Here is a 20,678-nt window from a genome sequence, read left to right as displayed (position 1 = left end):
TTACCTATTCCCTATTCCCCCCTTAAAGCACTCCCGAAGACCCTAAATTTAAGATCAACCGGGCAATATTGAAATAAATCAAGACCCCCAAAACGTCAACCGCCGTGGTAATAAACGGTGCAGACATCAGGGCTGGATCGAGACCTAGAGAGCGAAAGATAAAGGGTAATCCGGAACCGGCTACAGATGCTAAAATCGAAATCCCTAACAAGGAGATTCCCACAGCGATCGCAATGGCGAAGTTAACCTTGAGCAAAAATAGCGCTCCTAGGGTGGCTAAAATGCCCAGGGTTACGCCTAAAATCGATCCGGCTAATCCCTCCCGGATCACCACTTGAGACATACCTAGAGAGCGAATTTCGTCCGTATTCAGCCCTCGAATGACCACTGTTGAGGACTGCGATCCCACATTCCCCCCAGTTCCCGTCAATAGGGGAATAAAGGCCGAAAGGACAGCATATCGAACAATTAATTCTTCCTGCGATCGAATAATAAACCCAGTGACTGCATTAGTTCCCAATAAAATCAGCAGCCACATCACCCGTCGTTGAGCTACCCGCCATAAGCTCATCTGGAAATAATTGTCACCATCGGACTGAACCCCCCCAAAGGCATAAATATCTTCCGTAGCTTCCCGCTCAATGATATCAATTACATCATCAACGGTGATAATGCCTACCAATCGTTCTTCCCGGTCTACCACAGGAACAGCTAAAAAATCATAGCGCTGAATGAGTCGAGCGACTTCTTCCTGATCGGTATTGGTGTGTACAAAAACGGTATCGCTAGTCATCACTTCACCAATTTTCCGATCGGGTTGGGTGATGATTAAATCTCGTAGGGAGACAATTCCAGTCAGACGACGGGCACTATCGGTGACATACAAATAAAAGACCGTTTCACTCACATGGGACAGGTTCCGAATTCGTTCAATACTCTGGCTAACCGTATACTCTTCCTTCAATGAGATATATTCTGGGGTCATGATCCGACCCGCTGTATCCGGTTCATAACCCAGAAGTAAGTTCGTTGTCGCCCGTTCTGAGGGACTCATATGATCGAGTACCCGTCTGACAATTTTGGCAGGGAGTTCGTCAAACAGCCTCGCTCGGTCATCAGGAGACATCTTATCAACAATATCGATTACTTCTTGGCGCTGAAATTTTTCTAAGAGGGACTGTTGCACTGAAGAGTCGAGATTTTCGTAAACATCGATCGCCTCTGCTTTCGAGAGTAACCGAAAGGCGATCGCCTGCATTCCCTCTGGTAACCCTTCAATGGCTTCTGCGATATCAGCCGGCCGCACAGGCACTAAAATCGCTTTAGCCCCCTTATAATCTTCTGTTTCCAGGAGGGCTTGCAGTTGTTGGCGCACCAATTCTCGTAACTCACGACGAGAGGGCAGGGAGGTTGTTGTTTCTTCAGTCACGGGTTCCCCTCCTAAACTGAGTTGATGGCTGGATCTAGTTTAGTGGGTCTTGTGCCGGATTTATAGAGAAGGGAATGGGGAAGTGGGGAAGATGGGAAAATGGAGATTACCCATTACCCATTACCTATTACCCATTTTTAATTGAGATGAAAATTCTGTTAGTTGATGATGAAGTTGCGTTAACCGAGTCCCTCAGTCAAGTCCTTAGGCGAGAAGGATATGAAGTCGATATTGCCACGAATGGAGAGCAGGGAGAACAGTTAGCGACCACTGGAGACTATAATTTGCTCATTCTCGATTGGATGTTACCCCATCGATCGGGGCTAGACATTTGCCGATCGCTGCGTAATAGCCAATTGGCTACCCCAGTTCTATTTCTCACCGCAAAAGATACCTTAGACGATCGCGTGATGGGACTCGATAGTGGGGCAGATGATTATATGATTAAGCCCTTTGAGTTGCGGGAATTCTTAGCTAGGGTACGGGCATTATTGCGCCGTTTTTCGACTGCTCACCATTCAGTATTGCAGGTGGAAGACTTACGATTAGATCTCGATAATCAAATGGGCGATCGCCAGGGACACTTAATCCCATTATCCCAAAAAGAATGTCATCTGCTCGCCTATTTTATGCAACATCCCGGTCAACTCCTCACCCATAACCAAATTTATCGAGCTACCTGGAGTACCGAGGAATTACCTAATAGTAATGTTTTAGCTGCTCAAGTGCGTTTACTGCGTCGAAAAATCGAGTTACCTGGAGAACCCTCCTTAATTCATACCGTTTATGGCAAAGGCTATCGGTTTGGCAGCCTAGCTGATTAAAATAGAGTAAATATATCCCTAATTATCGTTTTCTTATTCTCATCGCACTCAAAATCATCCCAAACGTCTGTTAATTCTCCTAATTCAGAGGAGGGATAACAGCAATATCTAAGGATTGGGGGAGGGATCGGATAACCAATCTTGTCCAATTCTTAAGGTTAGATCGGAGCTTAAATCTCCAGTTGACATAGCTTCTAACGTACCGATTCCCAATTCTTCTAATAGGATTTCTCCGCCTTTAATATCTCCTTTTTGGACAACGACTTGAGTGTTTTTTAGGGGGTGGGGCCAATCGGGGATAAAATAGAGGTCATAATAGCCTTTCGATTCTAAATAATCGGCAACTTGATGGGCTAATTCGGGTTGAGTCGTGGCGTTTTGAATGGCAATTCTGAGGGTGGTGGGGTCTCGACCGGTGGAAACACTATAATCTGGGGTATCCCAAACGTTTCCCCTCCAAAACTGCCGAAAATATTCTCGGAGGATGCGATCGCGGCCATCGTCGTCCATAATCCAATAACTGGTATTCTCGAAAGGGGAGAATTGGGAAGAACCGGGGAGCATGATCATTTTCAGAGCCTCGTTGTCCATGTCCAGGGTAAACTGCATCAGGGCAATTCTTTCTTCTGGACTCAAGTTGGTATCGATATAGGGTTCCATGGTTCTCAGCATTTGCGCAAGCCGGGGAATAACCACAGGATTTTTGAGCCGTTGCTGGAGGGCTTTGAGGAGTAATTGTTGACGTTGTACCCGACCAATATCACCGAGCGCATCCCCCCGAAAGCGGACAAAATCCTCTGCTTGTTGACCACTTAAGGTTTGCCATCCAGGAAGGAGTTCAATGGTTAAGCCTTGGGTATAATCGATGTAGGACATGGGTTGGGGGACATAAACCTCTAGTCCTCCCAGGCGATCGACTAATTCAGTTAAGGCTCCTCTTTGAATGCGAATGTAGCGATCGATCTGAATTCCCTTAAGCAGGTCTTCAATTGCATCAATAGTGACCTCTGGACCGCCTAAAAAGTTGACTTCATTGATTTTACGCTCTCCCAGTTGGGGAACTTGCACTTGGGTATCCCTGGGAATGGAGAGCAAGTTAATCGTTTGGGTTTTCGGGTCAATACGCAAGAGCAAGATCGTATCGCTGCGACCCCTAAAACCAGGACTCGATCCGCGATCGACTCCCATGATCAACAGATTCATCGATCGCCTGAGACGATATTGAAAGGGGTACCCCAAATTCACCAGAGGCGCTTGTTCTTGGGGTTCCTCTTGCACCATGGTAATCAGTTGTTTGGGGACTAGCAAAGCGGCGATCGCCCCCAATGTAGCGGAGATTAAGGCAGTGATAATAATGACATAGCACCAGAATAAGACCTGATTGGCTTGGATTACCCTAGAGCCTCGATCCCATGAATCTTTACCAGAAGAATAGTCAATCAGTCCAGACAAGTCCGTGAACCTATACAATCAACAATCAAAGGCTATTGTGACATAGAGCTACACCGACTCAAGGAGATCCTTATAAATTCTCTCAAAACGGTAACCCGATCATCGTTCTGGATTCAACCTTTCGGTTTTCCAAATTTTCACCGTTCCATCCTCACTACTACTGAGGAGAACTTGCAGTTTAGGATGGGCTAAAAATTGCAGTGCAGTGATGGCTCCATCATGTTCTCTAATGCTCTCTAACAATTCTCCAGTTTGAGTATGCCATAATTTAATCGCTTTATCTTCACCGCCACTAGCAATTAAAGGTTGATGGAAACTAAAAGCCAGAGATAAAATGGGAGAACCCTGATGAGCTGACCAGAGTTTCGTATAATTCGGAACTTTCCAAAGATGAATCTGATGATTATATCCTGCTGTTGCCAACATTAACCCATCGGGACTAAACGCTAGAGATGAAATTGCCGATGGACTTTTCACCGAACGGACTAATTTTCCATCTGCTATCTGTCGAATTCTCACCAAAGGTTCTAAAGCGCTACTGGCAAAATATCTGCCATCCGCAGATAACGCCAGATCCATGAGATGGGCCGAATATCCAGTCAAATTTTTCAGCAGTTGACCGGTTTCAGTATTCCATATTTTGACCGTTTTATCTTCAGATCCCGTGATTAACAACTCACCGTTCACGCTAAACTGAATACAAGTAACAGCAGCTTGATGGGCCTCCAATCTGAAAATTTCTTCTACCTTACCTTTGCCCAGTTTCCAAGCTTTGATCGTTCCATTTTGACAAGCACTGGCAAAAGATTGACCATCAGCAGATAGAGCAACAGCATTGACGCGATCGCTATGAGCCTCAATCGTTTTTAAAAGATCTCCAGTTTTCAAATTCCAGAGTTTAACCGTACAGTCATAACTGCCACTAATAACTAAACCTTGGGCACTCATCGCGCAAGAGCTGACACCATCCTTATGGTCTGCCAGAATGTGAATACACTGCCAACTTGAAGGATGAATACTGTCTTGATTTGGGGTCGCTTCCTGTTCTGGAATGGCTTCTTCCTCTTCCAGAGGTTCAGTTGGAGAAGTCCCTGGAGAAGGAGCTTTTGGTTCTTGAACCGACTCTTCTGTGGAAGGGGGTTTAGCGGGAGAACTCGCTGAAGCAGTCGTTTGTTGCAGCTTAATCTGCTTCACCTTGAGAAAATCCGCTTCCGCTCTATAGATATACCCTAACTTTTCATAGAGAAACGCTCGATATTGATAGGCTTTGAGATAATTCTCATCTAATTTAATCGCGTGGGTAAAATCCTCAATTGCCTCTGGATAATCCTCCAATTCTGCATTGATGACTCCTTGCTGATAATAGAAATCCGGATTTGTTTTTTCAGTCTTCAATTGAACCCTAGCAGAGGTGGGTTCCAATAATTCCTGTTTGATTAACTCGTAAGCCTGATTGATTTCCTTAATTTTTGTTTCCGCTTGTTTGATAGCAGACTCATCTCCAACAAACTGATCCGGATGCCACTGTTTTGCCAGTTGACGATACGCTTTTTTTATGGTCTTCAGGTCTGCACCCCGCTTGAGGCCGAAAAGTTGCCAAGCCTGTTCTATGGTACTCATTGTGTCCCGATCTCAACCTTGAACAGAGGACAAGGGTAATGCACTTACTCTCTTTGTCTATAATATCACGTTGCGATCGTGAGGAAAGATGAAGAGCTAGAAACCTGGTTTCTTTACACTTCTCGCACCCAAATGTTGTCAGCTTACCCATTTATTACCCCACTGCAAAGTCTGTATACTGGCGGAGATGAGGGGGATGATAAGCTAAAACAATCTCCTGCTTCGGGACTCCCTTAGCAGCTCACCGATCGGCGATAATGCTCCGCATCACTTACGCGATCGCATCTTCCGTGCCATCATGTTGTATCCAAATTTTGCCGTCGATGATGTCAACATACAACACACAGCCATAGATCCGTCTCTGGTTATCTTTCCATCCAACGCTCACCAGTTGATAATGATCGCCCTCGCGATCGAAAATGGTCTGACTTTTTACCGGATCATTCGGCGATCGCCGTTTCGCCCGCTCTAATTGTTGAAGAAGCTAGAAAAGTCTCGACTTCTACAGCAATTTTATCCTCATTCTTGGTAGCCGCAATTAACCGCTCTGCACCCAGATCGATATAAAAATCAACAACGCCTAAATCAATAGGATAGGGATCGTGAGTAATTGTCCACCCTTCATGTTCAAGAGCAGTCCTTACTAACTCATGAAATAAATCTCTTGCTGGCATGGTCAGCAGTTAGGGAATAAGGAATTTATTAACTTCTATTTTATCTCATATGATAAAATCCCTCAAGAGAGTCGGTCTAAAATTTCCTCAACTCACTAATATTTCATCATTTAAAATTTTCAGGAAAAAAGGGTTGACCCATTACCCATTACCAGCGCGCAGCGCCATAATTGAATGCTACGATAGCCACAGTTGAACCTTGCAACCTGAAGGAGTTCTGCACCATGTCTCATACCGTTGTGCCTGTGATTTTAGCTGGGGGAAAAGGAGAGCGCTTTTGGCCCCTGAGTCGCAAACATCGGCCCAAGCAGTTTCTGAGTTTGGATGGAACCGGTTCGAGTCTGTTGCAAACAACTGCCGATCGCCTGGTTCAACTCGCCCCCGGTTGGGATAAACTATGGATCTGCACCTCTAGCCAACTGGCAGATGGCGTGCAAGAACAGTTAGCCCAACTGCCTCCAGAAAACCTTCTGGCAGAACCGGAAGGTCGAGATACCGCGCCAGCAGTGGCTTGGACAACCCTCGAAATTGCCAAGCGCTATGGTAAAGATGCAGTCATTGGATTTTTCCCCGCAGATCATTGGATTGGAGATTATCCCGCCTTCGAGAAAACCATTCAAGCAGCCGTAGAACTCGCAGCCACAGAAGAAGCGATTGTTACCCTAGGCATCAAACCTGCTTACCCCTCCACCGGCTACGGCTATATTGAACAGGGAGAACCCAAAGGCAGCTATCTCGATTTACCCGTGTATCGGGTGCAACGCTTCACCGAAAAACCGGACCTCACCACCGCCGAACAGTTCATCGCCCAAGGTAACTTTAGTTGGAATAGTGGCATGTTCATTTTCCGCGCTGGGGTGGTGTTGCAGGAGTTAGCCACCCATGCGCCAGACATCTTAACCCCTCTGCAAAACCAGGGTAAAGCCGCCTATGGCGACTTACCGAAGATTTCGATTGATTATGCTTTGATGGAGAAAACCCAACTCGCCTATATTTTACCGGCTGATTTTGGCTGGGATGACCTGGGAGACTGGAACGCCATGGCTCGCTTATTGCAAGGAGCGCAGCCGAATTTAGAGCTAGGGAACCATGTCAGCCTGGATACTCAGGGGGCGATCGTTTACGATCGCGATCCAGAGGGTTTAGTCGTGACGATTGGCTTAGAAGATATCGTCATTGTCCGGGATGGGAATGCCACCTTAATCGTCAACAAAGAGCGCACCCAAGACATTAAAAAAGTGCTCGGACTGCTCAAAGAAAATCCCAAATATCAGAATTTGCTTTAAAACTAAGACAGTATCCCAATTAATCCCACCATGTTTGCACTCACCAAGACCAGTTCGCGCCAACGGGAAATTTTAGAAGTCGTCTTCCGCAACGGTTGGGATTACATCGAAGGCTTGCTCAAAGGGGATCAACCCGGTGAACCTAAGTTACCTTCTCCCACCGTATTACGCAATATTCTGGTTGATTTAGGGCCCGTATTTGTTAAATTAGGACAACTGCTCAGTACTCGACCTGATTTACTACCGGGTCGTTATATTACGGCTCTGTCCGATCTGCAAGCCAATGTTCCTGCGGTGCCTTGGTCAGAGGTGGAGGCCCAACTGCGTCAAAATTTACCCGTTCCCTTAGAAGAAGCCTTCCCTCAAATTGAGCCAGAGGCGATCGCCGCCGGTTCCCTCGGCCAAGTCCATCGTGCTACCCTCAACACGGGGCAAGACGTGGCCTTAAAAATCCAACGTCCTGGCATTAGTCGCATTGTCGAGCAAGACATTACCCTCATTAAAGGATTAGCTGAACTGGCATCACTGAGCGATTTTGGTCAAGACTATGATTTAGTCGCCCTCGCTGACGAATTTACCAAATCCCTGCGCGATGAACTGGACTTCACTAAAGAAGGCCATTTCACCACACAAATGCAAGAAAATTTATCCGCCAGTCGCTGGTTTGACCCCAAACAACTCGTTATTCCCCAAGTCTACTGGGACTATACCAGCCAAAAACTCCTGGTTTTAGAATGGTTAGAAGGCAAACCCCTCCTTTCAGCCGACTTAAGCCCATTCGTCACTCCCACCCTATCGCTCGAGCAAAAACGAGATCGGGTAACAACTCTCCTCTTCCGGGCCTTTTTCCAACAAATTTATATTAACGGCTTCTTTCATGCCGATCCTCATCCTGGCAACATTTTCTTGCTCAACGATGGAAGAGTGGCCCTGTTAGACTGTGGTATGATTGGACGCTTAGATCCACGGACGCAACAAATTCTAACCGAAATGTTGCTGGCGATCGTGGATATTGATGCCCAACGTTGCGCCCAACTCACCTTAGATTTAGCCGAATCGAATCAACCCGTTAATCTTAGTCGTTTGGAAGCCGACTATACACGGATGCTTCGCAAATACTATAACGTTAATTTGAGTGAAATTAACTTTAGCGAAGTCTTCTACGAAATTCTCGAAGTTGCCCGCAAAAACAAAATTCGTCTCCCCGGTAACATGGGACTCTATGCCAAATCTTTAGCCAACTTAGAAGGAGTCGCCAGAGGCTTTAATCCCCAAATTAATTTACTCGATCAAATTAAACCTCTGATTACCGATATTTTCCAGCGCCAATTGCTCGGAGATAAACCCATTCAAACCCTACTCAGAACGGCTCTCGATTTCAAAAGTCTCTCCTTACAATCCCCTCGCCTAATTGAATTATTTCTCGACCGTTTAACCTCAGAAACTTTGAATTGGAATATTCAGGTTAAAGACCTAGAGCGACTTCGTCGCAGTATTGACGACTCCGCTAACCGCCTCTCCTTTAGCATTCTCGTTGGTTCCCTAATTATGGGAGCAGCCGTTATTTCCAGTAATGCCCAAAGTCCCCAACTCTCGTTACTCAGCGCCGTCTTATTTGGAGCCGCCAGCTTTATTGGATTATGGCTTGTCGTCAGTATCCTAAGGTCAGGACGATTGCGATCTTAAGGAGCTAGGATTAACTGGTGGAGATCGCCCCTTGAACTGAATACACTGCTTTCTGTAATCCTGGTAGAAGAGCCTCAATATACTCTGGCCAACCAATAACGATCATTTGCTCGTGGGCCAAGGTATCCGGATGAATGGCATTGGGGCTAAACTCTAAGGGTTGACCCTCTAGATCGCAACAAATTAATCCCGCCCTCTGAGCTAAGGCGATGGGGCCGACAGTATCCCAGAGTTTTACCCGACGATTGAAGTAAAAATACAGGCCAACCCGACCAAAAATTACCTCTAAGACCTTCAAGCCAAAGCTGCCTAAAGAGTAAAATTGAATGTGGGGAACAAACTGAGTTAGAGCTTGGCCATACTTTTTCCGGTCTTGAAAGCCAATTTGCACGGGACAGAATGATGTAGAGGGAGAGGGAGGTATTTGGGGAATGATGGCTTTGGGTAGTTCTTGAGAGCGAATTTCAAATAAACCCCAATCCTGGCCCCCATAATATAATCTTGCCCGTGCAGGAGCATAAACCCAACCGGCGATCGGTTGATAATCTCGCAACAACCCTACCATCACCGCATAATCTTGACGACCATTGACTAATCCTTCTGTACCATCTAAGGGATCGATACACCATAATTGTTCATACCCTTGATGGAATAAGCGTCTTGATACTTCATTTTCCTCGCTAATAATGCCATCTTGGGGAAACATACCGCCAAAAACCTGAGACAGCTTCCGGTCTAAATAGCGATCGACATTGGTTACATAATCTCCTGGGCCTTTTTGATCGACCTCAAAAGACTCACTGAGCAACTCAATTTGTTGACCACACTCTTGTAATACTTGAGTGATTTTGGGATTAAACTCAGATGCAATGCGATCCATAGCTCTCTCGACATAAAAAAACGGGGTAACCAGCATTAGGTTAACCCGTTAACTTGGAAACGCGCTAGAGAAATTACTTTTGGACAACCAATTTCACGTTAGCGTTTTGCAGACCAGGACGCTTAACTTCGCTCAGGGTCTTGTTGACTGCATATTTTTGGTTGATGGAGTTGATCAACTCGGTTTGATTGTGCTTTTTCGCAACACCCCAGAGGTCAGCGATCAGGTCGAAAGAACCATCAGCATTACGAGACCAGCCGAGGTCATATTCGCCTTCGAGAACCGCAACGATGTCAGCACGAACCTGTTGGCCGTTGTATCCACGCACATTGGCTTCACTCTTAACGGAGATACCCAGGTCACGCAAGGAAGACTTGAGGATTTCAGCGTCGGTGATTTTGGTACGCAGGGTGCTAAAGTGAGACATTTGAGATTTCCTCCTAAGAAAACGTTGTTTGAGAGAAACGACAACTCATGGATTGAAACTATGCCGTTGAGCGCTGATGGCGATCGCTGGCGTTGGATGAACTAGCGAGGGATGCGCTAGTCTTTCCTCCTGTTGGGAGCAGGAGAGAAAGTCTGTTAGAACTCCAGTCGCTGATATTCAGCAACTGAAGCAGCCGCAGGTCTAGCACGTTGTCTTGCCCAGTCTCTGAGGGCAGAGACCTGTTCTTGCATCGTCTTTGACAGGGGCAACGTAGCTTTGATCGCAGCAATTATGTCCAGTTGGGTAAATTCCCGATCCTGGGCAAATGCTTCATACATGGCTGCAATCAGGGCCTGCTCAATTTCAGCTCCGGAAAAACCATCGCAGATCTTCGAGAGTTGCTCGATATCGAAGCGGGATATATCTCGGCGACGTTTTTCTAGATGAATGGTGAAAATATCTTGACGCTCTTGTTCATTGGGTAGATCGACAAAGAAGATTTCGTCAAAGCGGCCTTTACGCAAGAACTCTCCGGGCAATCGCTCTACACGATTAGCAGTTGCCATGACAAACACTGGGGAGGTTTTTTCTTGCATCCAGGTGAGGAACGATCCGAAGATCCGGCTAGAGGTTCCGCCATCGGAGTCCGCCGAACCGGTTCCTCCAGCAAAGGCTTTGTCGAGTTCATCAATGAACAAGATAGCGGGGGAAATGGATTCAGCCGTTTTCAGGGCATTTCGGAGGTTCGCTTCTGAACGACCAACCATGGACCCATCGTAGACTCGACCCATATCCAGGCGCAGTAGGGGTAATCCCCACAGGCGAGAGGTTGTTTTAGCAATTAGGGATTTTCCACAACCGGGAACGCCTAAAATGAGCATTCCTTTGGGTTGGGGGAGTCCGTATTGTCTGGCTCGCTCAGTAAAGGCGTTCGATCGCTGTTTGAGCCAGGATTTGAGTTCTTCTAACCCCCCGACTGAATCAAGGGTTTCGTCTTCTTCAATGTATTCGAGAATACCATTACGGCGAATTAACTGTTTTTTCTCAGATAGAACGATTTCTACCTCAGATCCTGTTAATCGACCGGCTGTTACTTGAGCTTTACGATAGACCTTTTCTGCTTCATCTAGGGTTAATCCTAGGGCAGCTTTGAGGAGTTTTTCTCGCACATTGGTCTTGATCCGACTAGAACCGAGTTGAGCGGATAAGATTTGGTTGAGAGCCTCAAGATCGGGTAAAGGAAAGTCAAGAACAATAATTTCTTTTTCCAATTCAATGGGAATTTCTTGCACAGGAGACATTAATATAATGGTCTTCTGAGTTCCCTTAAAGTTGGCGATCGCATCGCGTAACCACCGCACGATCGTTGGAGTATAGAAGGAATGCAAGTCCTTAAAGATAAAGATTGCCCCTTCTTTGGAAGGTTGGCGAATCACCCATTCGATCGCCGCTTCCGGTGACAACGTGTTGTGCTGGGTTACGCTGCGAGGTTCTCCGTACTCAACCATTCCACGGGTGACTGTCCAAACGTAGAGTCGTCTTGGAGACTTGCCTTGTGCAAGGTTGGCTATGGATTGCTCTGCCCGCTCTTCCTCAGAGGTTACGAGGTAGATTAGGGGATATTGAGCTTTAATTAAAATACTAAGCTGCTCTCGCATAGCGATCGACCTACTTGCAACAGGGGGAATACCGGTTGGGGCTAGACTAATCTGATCGATACTAAGTGGATAACCCAGGGTTAAACGTTTAGCTTACAATCGGATTAGTCCGGCCATTTATGTCAGCATATGATCCGACAATATCTAGCACGGAACCAATTCTTCCTCGCCAGATTGAGAAATCTGGGAATCAAGGTTTGACACCCTCTCAACTGGCAGTTCCTCTTCAGACAGCACTGTGGGCTGATTCTTAAGAGCGACCAGTTCTCCATCTTGGATAACCACTGAACTCTCACATTCTGGACAGGTATGGATCTGATACGTTTTCCCGTAGGAATCGTTCATATTGTCCACGACCTCTGGATGTTCCAGGTAGAATGTAATTGCCCGTTCTACAATGGCTGACATCGGTTCTAAATCGATCGCCGCTTGTATTTTTAGCCGACGATGGAGTTCTGGGGGAATGTACAGCGTAACTTTTTGCTTGTCTTGCATATAGCTCTGGAGTCGTCCTATCCGGCTATGCCTTATTACCTTATCGATTCTATCATTAGCTGTCAAGACGTAAAGACTGTATGACGGCAATATTGTTACATTTGTTTACAAAGCGGAGGATGTGGAGGACAGCGTTAAAAGCGCTAATCCTTTTGTGTGTAATGATTTCAGTCTCTGCTTGCGCTGCAAATCCCCCATTGAATAACTGGAAAATTTATCAAAATCCCCGTTATGGATTTACATTTCCCTATCCCGATCGATGGCAAGCGCAACCGCCCCCGGAAAATCAGGACGGGCAAATTTTCAGCCATCCCGATCGCCCAGAGATTCAGATCCAAGGGTTTGCCCAGTCTCAGGTTGAACTTAATGGCTTACACGATGGTTCAAACTTTATTACCAACCAAGGAATCAAAGGTTTATTAACCCCAACTCTAGAGACGACCACCAGCCGGTTAACCCTGAGAATCTATAGCAATCAAGTCTATTATGTTTGGGAAGGGCGATCGCCCAGTTCAGAATTTGCCCAATATTATCCCCTCTTTGAACAAATCGCGAGGGAATATACCATTCCCTGAGTCGAGTAACGGGCGATCGCAAAAGACAAAACCCGTCCCATGCTGGAGATCATCGAGTTACTCTCGGTAAACGATGTTTGAAGCTACATAAGATTTCCCAAGAAATAGTACCAAGAGTGTCCGCCCAATCATCAGCGGTAAACTGATTTTGGCCATCTTGCCCTAAAAGGGTAACGACCTCGCCCACTTGCAGATCGGGGATACTGCTAACATCAAGCATTAACTGATCCATGGTAATAGCGCCCACTTGGGGAATACGCTGCCCTCGAATACCGACTTGCACTTTATTGGAGAGGTTACGAGGAACCCCATCGGCATATCCGATACCCACAACAGCAACAGTCATCTCCTGGGCCGTAATATATTGATATCCATAACTAATACCGGTTCCCGCAGGAATAGTTTTAATTTGGGTGATCCTTGCTCTGACTTGCATTACCGGTTTGAGGCTGACCAAATCTTGGAGGTGGGGAGCGGGATAGAGTCCATAGGTAGCCAGTCCAACTCGCACAAAGTCATAATGGCAAGAGCGATCGCATAACGTAGCCGCAGAATTAGCTAAATGCAGTTTTGGCAAAGGTAATCCCGTGGCTTTAATTTGGGCGATCGCCTCTTGAAAACGCTGATGCTGTTGATTCATGATCCGCCGATCGGGACTATCCGCCGTTGCCAAGTGGGAATAGATACTGCCAACTTGGAGATGGGGTAAGTGGGAAACCTGCTGGAAAAACTCAGCTCCTTCTTGCCAAGGAATGCCTAAACGGGACATTCCGGTATCCAGTTTCAGGTGAACCGTGAGGGTTTTGTCCAGTTCGCTCAGGGTTTCGGAAACAATTAAAGCTTGTTTGGCACTACACAGAGTCGGTTGCAGATGCCAATGGGCGATCGCCTGGATTTGTTCCGGACTATTAACCGCGCCTAAAAGTAGAATCGGGGCTTCTATCCCGGCTTCCCGTAATTGTATCCCCTCTGGAATTGTCGCCACCCCTAACCAACTTGCCCCCGCTTCCAAGGCAGTTTCAGCCACAGAGATCGCCCCATGACCATACGCATCCGCCTTCACGACTGCCATTAACTGACAGTTTTGCTGTAAATGGTGTTTGAGTTCTCGCACATTATGGGCGATCGCCCCTCGATCGATTTCTACCCAAGCTCGTTCCCGCAAAGGCACAGTTGCCCCACTTTCTTGTAAAGATGAACGATTCGATTGAAATTTCCGCGAAGATTCTTGACTGAGCATATCCACTCCTTACAGACCACACCAAAGTTATTCCACACTGTATCTGGTGTTCCGGATTCCGACAAGAGAGAAGGGGGAGTCAGGAATTAAGAATGGCTCCTTCACTGATTAAAAGGATGAACCCGGTTGTTGAAGAAATTTAGTTTCTTCGGGTGTAGATAAACGACCCAAAAGATCATTTCTGTGGGGATACCGTCCAAATTTCTCGATAATTTCCTTGTGTCTGTATTCAAACTGGAGATTGGACTCTAATCCTGGCTGGCTAAATAATTCTACAGCAATTTCATGAATTCTCAGAGATTCACTATGCATGAAAGGTAGATAGAGAAATGACTTTTGCTCAATAGTAAGATATCGATTCGTTTGACCAGAAATTGCCTCTTGAGCGAGCGCTAATGCTAAGGAATCAAAGGCAAAAGCTAATGCCTGATTTCGATATATATTTCTAGAAAACTGATCGAGAATAATAATCTCAGCTAATCTTCCTAAAGGATCTGTCCGCCAAGGGTAAAGTTCGCACAGCGTTGCTTGATTATGGATTTGACCAAAGCGATCGCGAATGAGGAGATCCAATGATTCATCTTTTTTCCACCACTGCTTCGGATCGATTTGGTCAAACCAAAACTCAATAATTTCTCGATACTCCATAGGAACCCCGTTCATCTTAAGATCGGATTGTAGTTATTCTAGCTTAGTCAGTATGGAGTTAATGAATTATCCCCTGTGGAAACAAGTTTTGGAGTTTGTGAAAGTGACAACCGAGGAGGTCGGAGAAGAACTTCTCAAGCAGTTTGGTCAGGTGCAGGGACTTGAAAAAGACGATGGTTCTTTAGTGACGCAGGCAGATCAATGGGCCGATCTCCAACTACAAGAACGAATTTTAGCCCAATTTCCCGATCATGGAGTATTAACAGAAGAAACAGCCAAACATTTTCCCGATACTCCTTGGTGTTGGATTATTGACCCCATTGATGGTACAACCAATTTTACGCGTGGCGTTCCCCTGTGGGGAATTTCTATGGCCTTACTCTATCAAGGCACTCCCGTATTTGGCTATCTCTATTTTCCCCCCATTCGTCACTCCTTTTATGGGTTTTGGAATGCTCCCTCAGAGCTAGAAGGCCATCCCGTCGGGGCGTTCTTGAACGATCGCCCCATTACCCCAACGTCCGATCAGCCCAGTCACAATCATTTCTTTAATCTTTGTAATCGTTGCGCTCGCACTACCTCGGTTTTGCAGGCCGATTCCGCTCCTTTTCCCTGTAAAATTCGGATGCTTGGTGTAGCAACTTACAGTATACTCACCGTTTCTGCCGGAATTGCCATCGGGGGGATAGAAGCGACCCCGAAAATCTGGGATATTGCCGCAGTTTGGGCGATATCCCATGCTGCTGGTGTCGTCTGGGTTCCCCTCACCCATGCGGCTCCTTTTCCCCTCATATCGGGTGAAGATTATCATCATTACCCCTATCCCACCCTGGTGGTCAGTCACTCCCAATGGGTGGAGCTATTCCAACCTTGGATAGTTACTGTTACTCAATAGGCGAATTTAAAAGTATTTTCTTATTAAGAGTTTGACTCAACAAATTGTGAGTAACTCTTAAGAAGCTTTACGGCGATCGTCATAACGCTCTTGAGTTTTACAAGCAATTGAGCCAATTTCTATCGGTGCTTGGTTTTCAGAGAGCGCTTCTTGGACCACTTGTTGGGCATGTTCCCGACAGCGTCCACAACCACCAGAAAATTCCAGGCGATCGCAGACTAGATCGATAGAACAAGCTCCTTGAGCGACCGCCTTGCGAATATCGCGATCCGTAATTGCATGACAAATACAAATGTACATCTAGGTTCACTGCCTCCACTAGATTTTAGTTATTCTTGTCTTAACTTAATCCTAAGTTAATGAAAAGTATTCTCAATTAACTCCTTCCATTATGCATTGACAGCCCCTAGGAAGTCAAGTAGGATCGGCGAAGACAACTCGAAATCGATACCTGTTCTTGATTAAAGAGCAATCAATCAGTTAGGAGAACACCAATGCAGGGCAATACTAATGTCCACACCCAATTAAATGCTGCCCTCAAACTTCAATTGACGGCAATTAACCAGTTTTTTCTCCATGCCAGAATCTGTAAAAACTGGGGACTTCATCAGCTAAACGATAAAGTGTATAAGGCATCGATTGCAGCGATGAAACATGCCGATAAGCTGATTGAGCGGACTTTATTTCTGGAAGGTTTGCCCAATTTACAAGATTTAGGTAAATTGCTCATCGGTGAAACAGTACCAGAACTGTTGCAAAACGACTTGAGAATGTATCAAGACATACGGTCAGATCTCCAACAGGCAATTAAACTGTGTGAATCGGTTCAAGACTATGTTAGTCGGGACATGCTAGAAGAGATTCTAGAGGACATCGAAGAGTCGATTGATTGGCTCGAATCTCAACAATGGCTAATCGAAAGTGCAGGATTAGAAAATTATCTGCAATCGATGATGTAATCCCAACAATTATCCGAGTAACCACCCAGTTTTAAAGTGAGACGAAAACAATGAAAGGGACAGATCGAGTTATTGACCAACTGCACAAACTGCTCAGAAGTGAACTCGCTGCACGGGATCAGTATTTTACCCATTCTCGTATGTATGGAGATTGGGGATTGAATAAGCTCTATGAGCGCATCGATCATGAAATGCAAGAAGAAACCCAACATGCGGATGCGATTATTAAGCGATTATTGTTTTTAGAAGCACGTCCAGATTTATCCCAACAGGAGGGTCTCAATATTGGCTCAACAGTAAAGGAAATGCTCGCTAGTGACTTAGAGTTAGAGTACAAAGTAGTTTCCGACTTGAAAGAAGCGATCGCCGTTTGCGAAACCGAGCAAGATTATCAAACTCGCGAAATCTTAGAAGTGATTCTAACGGATACGGAAGAAGATCATGCCTATTGGTTAGAACAACAATTAAGATTGATGGAGATGCTTGGGGAAGCAAACTATATCCAATCTCAAATGTAGGAGTGATGATTATGTTGAGGAACAGGCAAAATGAGACTCGGTGGATCGGAGTGGGTTTAGCGATCCTCCTGAGTTTGAGTCTCTTCGCCTGTACTCAACCCCAGGTTTCTCCTCTTCTAGAGACACCCCTTAGCTCTCCAGAAGAGATTCCAACCGAAAGCCTAGAGCGAGTAGTGGCCTTAACCTCTCTTTCGGCAGATATTTTGCAACGGTTAGACGCTTCCAAATTAGTGGGTATTCCTGGAAGTTCCCTGCTAGAGAAAGACCCCCGGTTCGCCGACATCACCCCTGTCAGTCAAGGACAAACTGCACCAAGTTTAGAGAAAATTATTGCTCTGAAACCCGATTTAGTCATTGGTGCAACTGGGTTTCACGATCAAATTGCGGCCAGGCTTACGGAGCTGAATATTGAGACGTATACTGAAAGCAGTTAAAACCCAACAAGTTCATGTGTTTGACTACTACGGTTTAATTAACCCAGGCACCATAGACTCCATCCAAAACGCCAGTGAACAGCTACTAAAAATTAGCGTGGTTACAGGGGAAAGCGCCGTAATATGGGACGATATTTAAAATTAGTTTTGGAGAAGGGACTTTTATCACCACAATTCTTTTAATTAGTCTATAATCCTCTAAGTTTGCGATCGTCCATCCATTCTCATTATCATGTCCCAAACCTGTGAAAAATACATCATCCTTGGGGCGGGTTTTATCGGACTCGGTATTGCCGAGGCTCTGAAATCTGCCCAAATTCCCTACGATCAAGTTGATGCCAGCGATGATATTGGGGGCAATTGGTATCATGGCGTGTATGAAACTGCCCATATTATCTCCTCTCGAAAGGTTACCCAATTCCCTCAGTTTCCTATGTCAGATGACTATCCCGACTTTCCAAGTGCGGCTCAAATGTTAGCCTATCTGCGTCATTTTGCCGACCATTATCAATTACGGGAAAATATCGAACTTAATCGCACAGTCATCGCCGTTAATCCAACCAAGAATAATCTCTGGCACGTCATTTTTGCAAACGGAGAAGAAAGAACTTACAAGGGAATTTTAATCTGTAATGGTCATCATTGGTGCAAGCGCTTTCCAGAATTTCAAGGTGAATTCAAGGGTGAAATCATTCATTCTAAAGATTATAAACATCCGGAGCAACTACGGGGTAAACGAGTCCTTGTTATTGGTGGAGGTAACTCAGGTTGTGATATTGCTGCTGAAGCAGCACGAGTCGCGGCAAAATCGTTTCTTAGCTTGCGAGAGTCCGTTTGGTTTATTCCCAAAACCTTTGTCGGCGTTCCAGTCGTTAATCTGGTTCAATGGTGGATGCCCGAATGGGTACAACGAGCTATGGCTCAGACGATTATTCAACTCACTTTTGGCCCCCATAAACGCTATGGTTTACCCAAGCCGAACTATCGCCTATTTACCAAACATCCTACTATCAATAATGAAGTTCCTTATTATATTAAACAAGGAAAAATCACACCCAAGCCTGGCATTGACTGCTTGCATGACTCTACCGTAGAGTTTGTCGATGGTAGCTCGGCTAATATTGATTTGATTGTTTGCGCTACAGGGTATCATGTTGCCTATCCCTTTTTGCCTGATGAGCTGCAACGGATTAAAGGGGCAATCGTTCAATGTTATGCCGGAACTTTTTTAGACGATTATAAAGGGATTTACTATATTGGCTGGGGGCAAGCGCGAGGCGGAGTGGGTTCAATTATTGGCCTTTACAGTCAATTTTTAGTCCAATGTTTACAACTACAAGAAGAGCTTAAAATTCCCCTTGGCTTAGTCTTCAAAAAAATGGGGCAGGAATTACCCACAACCCACTTATCCGATCCGCAAGCTGTTTTTAGGCAGTTAAAGTTGGGGAAAATTGCTTTTCCTTTAATTCGCAAAATTGCTTATACTCTGGATTCCCAGTATCCTGAGTTTGAGAATGAAGTTTTACCCGAAAACCAAGCTAAAAGAGTCATGTCTCCTACTAAGTGTTGATGGATTAAAGATTGACTGTGTAAATAGGCTTGAACAGGTTATGATAGGGTATTAGTAATAAATTTATTACTGTATATGGGGTTAGCGTTAGGAATCGATTTTGGCACATCGGGAGCTAGGGCGATCGCCATTAATCCAGATCGGGCAATCTTTGCTCAGGCAACCTGCACTTACGATCGCCAGCATCCCCAAGTCTGGAAAACTAGCCTGTTTTCGTTATTAGAGCAACTGCCACTAGAGTGTCGCCAACAGATTACGCGAATTTTAATCAATGGGACTTCGGCAACTGTCCTATTTTGCGATCGCGAGGGCGAGGCGATCGCGCCCCCATTGATGTACAATGACGACCGAGGAAAAGCTGTCATGCCTCAGTTACAACGCTTTGCGCCTGCGGATCATCTGGTTTTGAGTGCCACATCGAGCTTGGCAAAGCTGTTTTGGGGATTAGAAAACCTTTCATTTGGCGATCGCCCAATCTATGTCCTCCATCAAGCTGACTGGTTAGCCTCTTTACTCCACGGAAGACTTGGTATCAGTGATTATCACAATGCCCTCAAATTGGGCTATGATGTCCATAATTTGTGCTATCCCGATTGGTTTCCCAAGCTCCCTGCAACTCTAAAGTTACCGAAAATTTATACCCCTGGAGAAGCGATCGCCCCTATCTTACCAGACATTGCCCAATCCTTTTCCTTCCCCTCCGATTGTCTCATTTGTGCTGGAACCACCGATAGTATTGCCGCCTTTATTGCCAGTGGTGCATCTTTTCCCGGTGATGCGGTGACCTCTCTTGGCTCCACCTTAGTGTTAAAATTGCTCAGTGAAATCCCGGTTAACGATAGCTGTTATGGAATTTATAGCCATCGGTTTGGCGATCGCTATTTAGTGGGAGGCGCTTCTAATACTGGGGGTGCAGTGCTGCGGCATTTTTTTACTGACGTAGAATTAGATACTTTCTCCCGTCAAATTAACCCTCATCAGGAAAGTCCCCTAGATTATTATCCCTTACTCGGAAAAGGCGATCGCTTTCCGATCAACGATCCGAACCTCCTCCCCCGTCTCGATCCCCGTCCAGATAACCCCGTTGAGTTTCTCCATGGACTCCTACAAGCGATCGCCCGTATTGAAGCTCTGGGATATCAACGACTCTCCGAACTGGGAGCTACCCCTCTCAGACGCTTGTATACGGCTGGAGGGGGAGCAAAAAGTCATACTTGGTCACAGCTACGGCAAACCTATTTATCTGTTCCCTTTCTCACCCCCATCAGTCCTTTAGCTGCCTATGGCAGTGCGTGTTTAGCCTTGAATCCAATTTAGTTGAAGATACGAGAAACAAGATCATTAAATACGCTGAATATTACACAGTCTAGATATGACAAGTTTTTAAGCCAATTTGAGATCCGACAGA

At 45.7% G+C, this 20,678-nt stretch carries 21 protein-coding genes and 1 pseudogene; 10 read left to right on the top strand and 12 right to left on the bottom strand.

Annotation, left to right across the window (positions count from 1 at the left end):
- Positions 1-22 precede the first annotated feature (22 nt).
- A complete protein-coding gene (mgtE, locus tag AC3A14_RS05260) occupies positions 23-1,429 on the bottom strand; it encodes a magnesium transporter (protein ID WP_318731329.1) in 1,407 nt (468 codons plus the stop codon).
- A gap of 146 nt (positions 1,430-1,575) precedes the next feature.
- Between mgtE and rppA the strand changes: the two genes are divergently transcribed.
- Complete coding sequence (gene rppA / locus AC3A14_RS05255) at positions 1,576-2,253, top strand: two-component system response regulator RppA (protein ID WP_318731330.1); 678 nt, start codon at positions 1,576-1,578, stop codon at positions 2,251-2,253.
- 108 nt (positions 2,254-2,361) lie between these two features.
- Here rppA and AC3A14_RS05250 read toward each other — a convergent pair whose 3' ends face one another.
- The 4 genes and pseudogenes from AC3A14_RS05250 to AC3A14_RS05235 form a co-directional block, all read right to left on the bottom strand.
- The gene (locus AC3A14_RS05250) at positions 2,362-3,705 is read right to left on the bottom strand and encodes an LCP family protein (protein ID WP_318731331.1); all 1,344 of its coding nucleotides are present in this window, start codon (positions 3,703-3,705) and stop codon (positions 2,362-2,364) included.
- 99 nt (positions 3,706-3,804) lie between these two features.
- Entirely contained in the window at positions 3,805-5,325 is a 1,521-nt protein-coding gene (locus AC3A14_RS05245; RefSeq protein ID WP_318731332.1) for a WD40 domain-containing protein, read from the bottom strand.
- 154 nt (positions 5,326-5,479) lie between these two features.
- Positions 5,480-5,746 (bottom strand): annotated as a pseudogene (locus AC3A14_RS05240) (element excision factor XisI family protein).
- Between the two features lie 19 nt (positions 5,747-5,765).
- Positions 5,766-5,999 (bottom strand): element excision factor XisH family protein, encoded by a 234-nt coding sequence (locus AC3A14_RS05235; protein WP_318731333.1) that lies wholly within the window; start codon positions 5,997-5,999, stop codon positions 5,766-5,768.
- 224 nt (positions 6,000-6,223) lie between these two features.
- Between AC3A14_RS05235 and AC3A14_RS05230 the strand changes: the two genes are divergently transcribed.
- Complete coding sequence (locus AC3A14_RS05230; protein WP_318731334.1) at positions 6,224-7,285, top strand: mannose-1-phosphate guanylyltransferase; 1,062 nt, start codon at positions 6,224-6,226, stop codon at positions 7,283-7,285.
- A 30-nt stretch (positions 7,286-7,315) separates the two neighbouring features.
- Complete coding sequence (locus tag AC3A14_RS05225) at positions 7,316-8,971, top strand: ABC1 kinase family protein (RefSeq protein WP_318731335.1); 1,656 nt, start codon at positions 7,316-7,318, stop codon at positions 8,969-8,971.
- A gap of 10 nt (positions 8,972-8,981) precedes the next feature.
- Here AC3A14_RS05225 and AC3A14_RS05220 read toward each other — a convergent pair whose 3' ends face one another.
- The 4 genes from AC3A14_RS05220 to AC3A14_RS05205 all read right to left on the bottom strand — a co-directional run bounded on the left by AC3A14_RS05220 (position 8,982) and on the right by AC3A14_RS05205 (position 12,431).
- Complete coding sequence (locus tag AC3A14_RS05220) at positions 8,982-9,851, bottom strand: 3'(2'),5'-bisphosphate nucleotidase CysQ family protein (RefSeq protein WP_318731336.1); 870 nt, start codon at positions 9,849-9,851, stop codon at positions 8,982-8,984.
- A 73-nt stretch (positions 9,852-9,924) separates the two neighbouring features.
- On the bottom strand, positions 9,925-10,278 hold the full coding sequence (locus AC3A14_RS05215; RefSeq protein WP_271944967.1) for a DUF1257 domain-containing protein: 354 nt from the start codon (positions 10,276-10,278) through the stop codon (positions 9,925-9,927).
- 155 nt (positions 10,279-10,433) lie between these two features.
- Entirely contained in the window at positions 10,434-11,936 is a 1,503-nt protein-coding gene (ycf46, locus tag AC3A14_RS05210; protein WP_318731337.1) for a stress-responsive protein Ycf46, read from the bottom strand.
- Positions 11,937-12,080: 144 nt separating this feature from the next.
- Positions 12,081-12,431 carry a slr0373 family blue light stress response protein gene (locus AC3A14_RS05205; protein WP_318699434.1) on the bottom strand — a complete coding sequence of 117 codons (351 nt, stop codon included), beginning with the start codon at positions 12,429-12,431 and terminating at the stop codon, positions 12,081-12,083.
- Positions 12,432-12,592: 161 nt separating this feature from the next.
- On the opposite strand from AC3A14_RS05205, the gene AC3A14_RS05200 reads away from it, so the two are divergent.
- A complete protein-coding gene (locus AC3A14_RS05200) occupies positions 12,593-13,006 on the top strand; it encodes a hypothetical protein (protein WP_318699433.1) in 414 nt (137 codons plus the stop codon).
- A 49-nt stretch (positions 13,007-13,055) separates the two neighbouring features.
- On the opposite strand, the gene alr is transcribed toward AC3A14_RS05200, so the two are convergent.
- On the bottom strand, positions 13,056-14,246 hold the full coding sequence (gene alr, locus AC3A14_RS05195; protein ID WP_318731338.1) for an alanine racemase: 1,191 nt from the start codon (positions 14,244-14,246) through the stop codon (positions 13,056-13,058).
- Between the two features lie 108 nt (positions 14,247-14,354).
- Entirely contained in the window at positions 14,355-14,894 is a 540-nt protein-coding gene (locus AC3A14_RS05190; RefSeq protein ID WP_318731339.1) for a DUF924 family protein, read from the bottom strand.
- A 61-nt stretch (positions 14,895-14,955) separates the two neighbouring features.
- On the opposite strand from AC3A14_RS05190, the gene AC3A14_RS05185 reads away from it, so the two are divergent.
- Positions 14,956-15,789: an inositol monophosphatase family protein gene (locus AC3A14_RS05185; protein ID WP_318731340.1), complete on the top strand. Its 834-nt coding sequence runs from the start codon at positions 14,956-14,958 to the stop codon at positions 15,787-15,789.
- A gap of 57 nt (positions 15,790-15,846) precedes the next feature.
- Here the strand turns inward: AC3A14_RS05185 and AC3A14_RS05180 are convergent, their stop codons facing one another.
- A complete protein-coding gene (locus AC3A14_RS05180; protein ID WP_318699429.1) occupies positions 15,847-16,089 on the bottom strand; it encodes a (2Fe-2S)-binding protein in 243 nt (80 codons plus the stop codon).
- Positions 16,090-16,283: 194 nt separating this feature from the next.
- Here AC3A14_RS05180 and bfr (AC3A14_RS05175) point away from each other — a divergent pair, with 194 nt between their 5' ends.
- The 5 genes from bfr (AC3A14_RS05175) (at position 16,284) to AC3A14_RS05155 (ending at position 20,587) form a co-directional block, all read left to right on the top strand.
- On the top strand, positions 16,284-16,748 hold the full coding sequence (gene bfr / locus AC3A14_RS05175) for a bacterioferritin (protein WP_318699428.1): 465 nt from the start codon (positions 16,284-16,286) through the stop codon (positions 16,746-16,748).
- A gap of 50 nt (positions 16,749-16,798) precedes the next feature.
- Positions 16,799-17,266: a bacterioferritin gene (gene bfr / locus AC3A14_RS05170; RefSeq protein ID WP_318699427.1), complete on the top strand. Its 468-nt coding sequence runs from the start codon at positions 16,799-16,801 to the stop codon at positions 17,264-17,266.
- An 11-nt stretch (positions 17,267-17,277) separates the two neighbouring features.
- Entirely contained in the window at positions 17,278-17,700 is a 423-nt protein-coding gene (locus AC3A14_RS05165; protein ID WP_318731341.1) for an ABC transporter substrate-binding protein, read from the top strand.
- A 232-nt stretch (positions 17,701-17,932) separates the two neighbouring features.
- A complete protein-coding gene (locus tag AC3A14_RS05160) occupies positions 17,933-19,270 on the top strand; it encodes a flavin-containing monooxygenase (RefSeq protein ID WP_318731342.1) in 1,338 nt (445 codons plus the stop codon).
- A 75-nt stretch (positions 19,271-19,345) separates the two neighbouring features.
- Entirely contained in the window at positions 19,346-20,587 is a 1,242-nt protein-coding gene (locus AC3A14_RS05155; protein ID WP_318731343.1) for an FGGY-family carbohydrate kinase, read from the top strand.
- Positions 20,588-20,678: the final 91 nt, after the last annotated feature.

This window comes from Roseofilum sp. (assembly GCF_982964205.1).
The sequence above is the reverse complement of the archived record's forward strand: the minus strand, read 5'-3'. Positions and strand labels throughout refer to the sequence as shown.

Bases quoted from the DNA above. Each gene is read 5' to 3' on its own strand.
- rppA (WP_318731330.1), top strand. From the start codon at position 1,576: ATGAAAATTCTGTTAGTTGATGATGAAGTTGCGTTAACCGAGTCCCTC.
- AC3A14_RS05245 (WP_318731332.1), bottom strand. From the start codon at position 5,325: ATGAGTACCATAGAACAGGCTTGGCAACTTTTCGGCCTCAAGCGGGGT.
- AC3A14_RS05235 (WP_318731333.1), bottom strand. From the start codon at position 5,999: ATGCCAGCAAGAGATTTATTTCATGAGTTAGTAAGGACTGCTCTTGAA.
- AC3A14_RS05230 (WP_318731334.1), top strand. From the start codon at position 6,224: ATGTCTCATACCGTTGTGCCTGTGATTTTAGCTGGGGGAAAAGGAGAG.
- AC3A14_RS05225 (WP_318731335.1), top strand. From the start codon at position 7,316: ATGTTTGCACTCACCAAGACCAGTTCGCGCCAACGGGAAATTTTAGAA.
- AC3A14_RS05220 (WP_318731336.1), bottom strand. From the start codon at position 9,851: ATGGATCGCATTGCATCTGAGTTTAATCCCAAAATCACTCAAGTATTA.
- AC3A14_RS05215 (WP_271944967.1), bottom strand. From the start codon at position 10,278: ATGTCTCACTTTAGCACCCTGCGTACCAAAATCACCGACGCTGAAATC.
- ycf46 (WP_318731337.1), bottom strand. From the start codon at position 11,936: ATGCGAGAGCAGCTTAGTATTTTAATTAAAGCTCAATATCCCCTAATC.
- AC3A14_RS05205 (WP_318699434.1), bottom strand. From the start codon at position 12,431: ATGCAAGACAAGCAAAAAGTTACGCTGTACATTCCCCCAGAACTCCAT.
- AC3A14_RS05200 (WP_318699433.1), top strand. From the start codon at position 12,593: ATGATTTCAGTCTCTGCTTGCGCTGCAAATCCCCCATTGAATAACTGG.
- alr (WP_318731338.1), bottom strand. From the start codon at position 14,246: ATGCTCAGTCAAGAATCTTCGCGGAAATTTCAATCGAATCGTTCATCT.
- AC3A14_RS05190 (WP_318731339.1), bottom strand. From the start codon at position 14,894: ATGGAGTATCGAGAAATTATTGAGTTTTGGTTTGACCAAATCGATCCG.
- AC3A14_RS05185 (WP_318731340.1), top strand. From the start codon at position 14,956: ATGAATTATCCCCTGTGGAAACAAGTTTTGGAGTTTGTGAAAGTGACA.
- AC3A14_RS05180 (WP_318699429.1), bottom strand. From the start codon at position 16,089: ATGTACATTTGTATTTGTCATGCAATTACGGATCGCGATATTCGCAAG.
- bfr (WP_318699428.1), top strand. From the start codon at position 16,284: ATGCAGGGCAATACTAATGTCCACACCCAATTAAATGCTGCCCTCAAA.
- bfr (WP_318699427.1), top strand. From the start codon at position 16,799: ATGAAAGGGACAGATCGAGTTATTGACCAACTGCACAAACTGCTCAGA.
- AC3A14_RS05165 (WP_318731341.1), top strand. From the start codon at position 17,278: ATGTTGAGGAACAGGCAAAATGAGACTCGGTGGATCGGAGTGGGTTTA.
- AC3A14_RS05160 (WP_318731342.1), top strand. From the start codon at position 17,933: ATGTCCCAAACCTGTGAAAAATACATCATCCTTGGGGCGGGTTTTATC.
- AC3A14_RS05155 (WP_318731343.1), top strand. From the start codon at position 19,346: ATGGGGTTAGCGTTAGGAATCGATTTTGGCACATCGGGAGCTAGGGCG.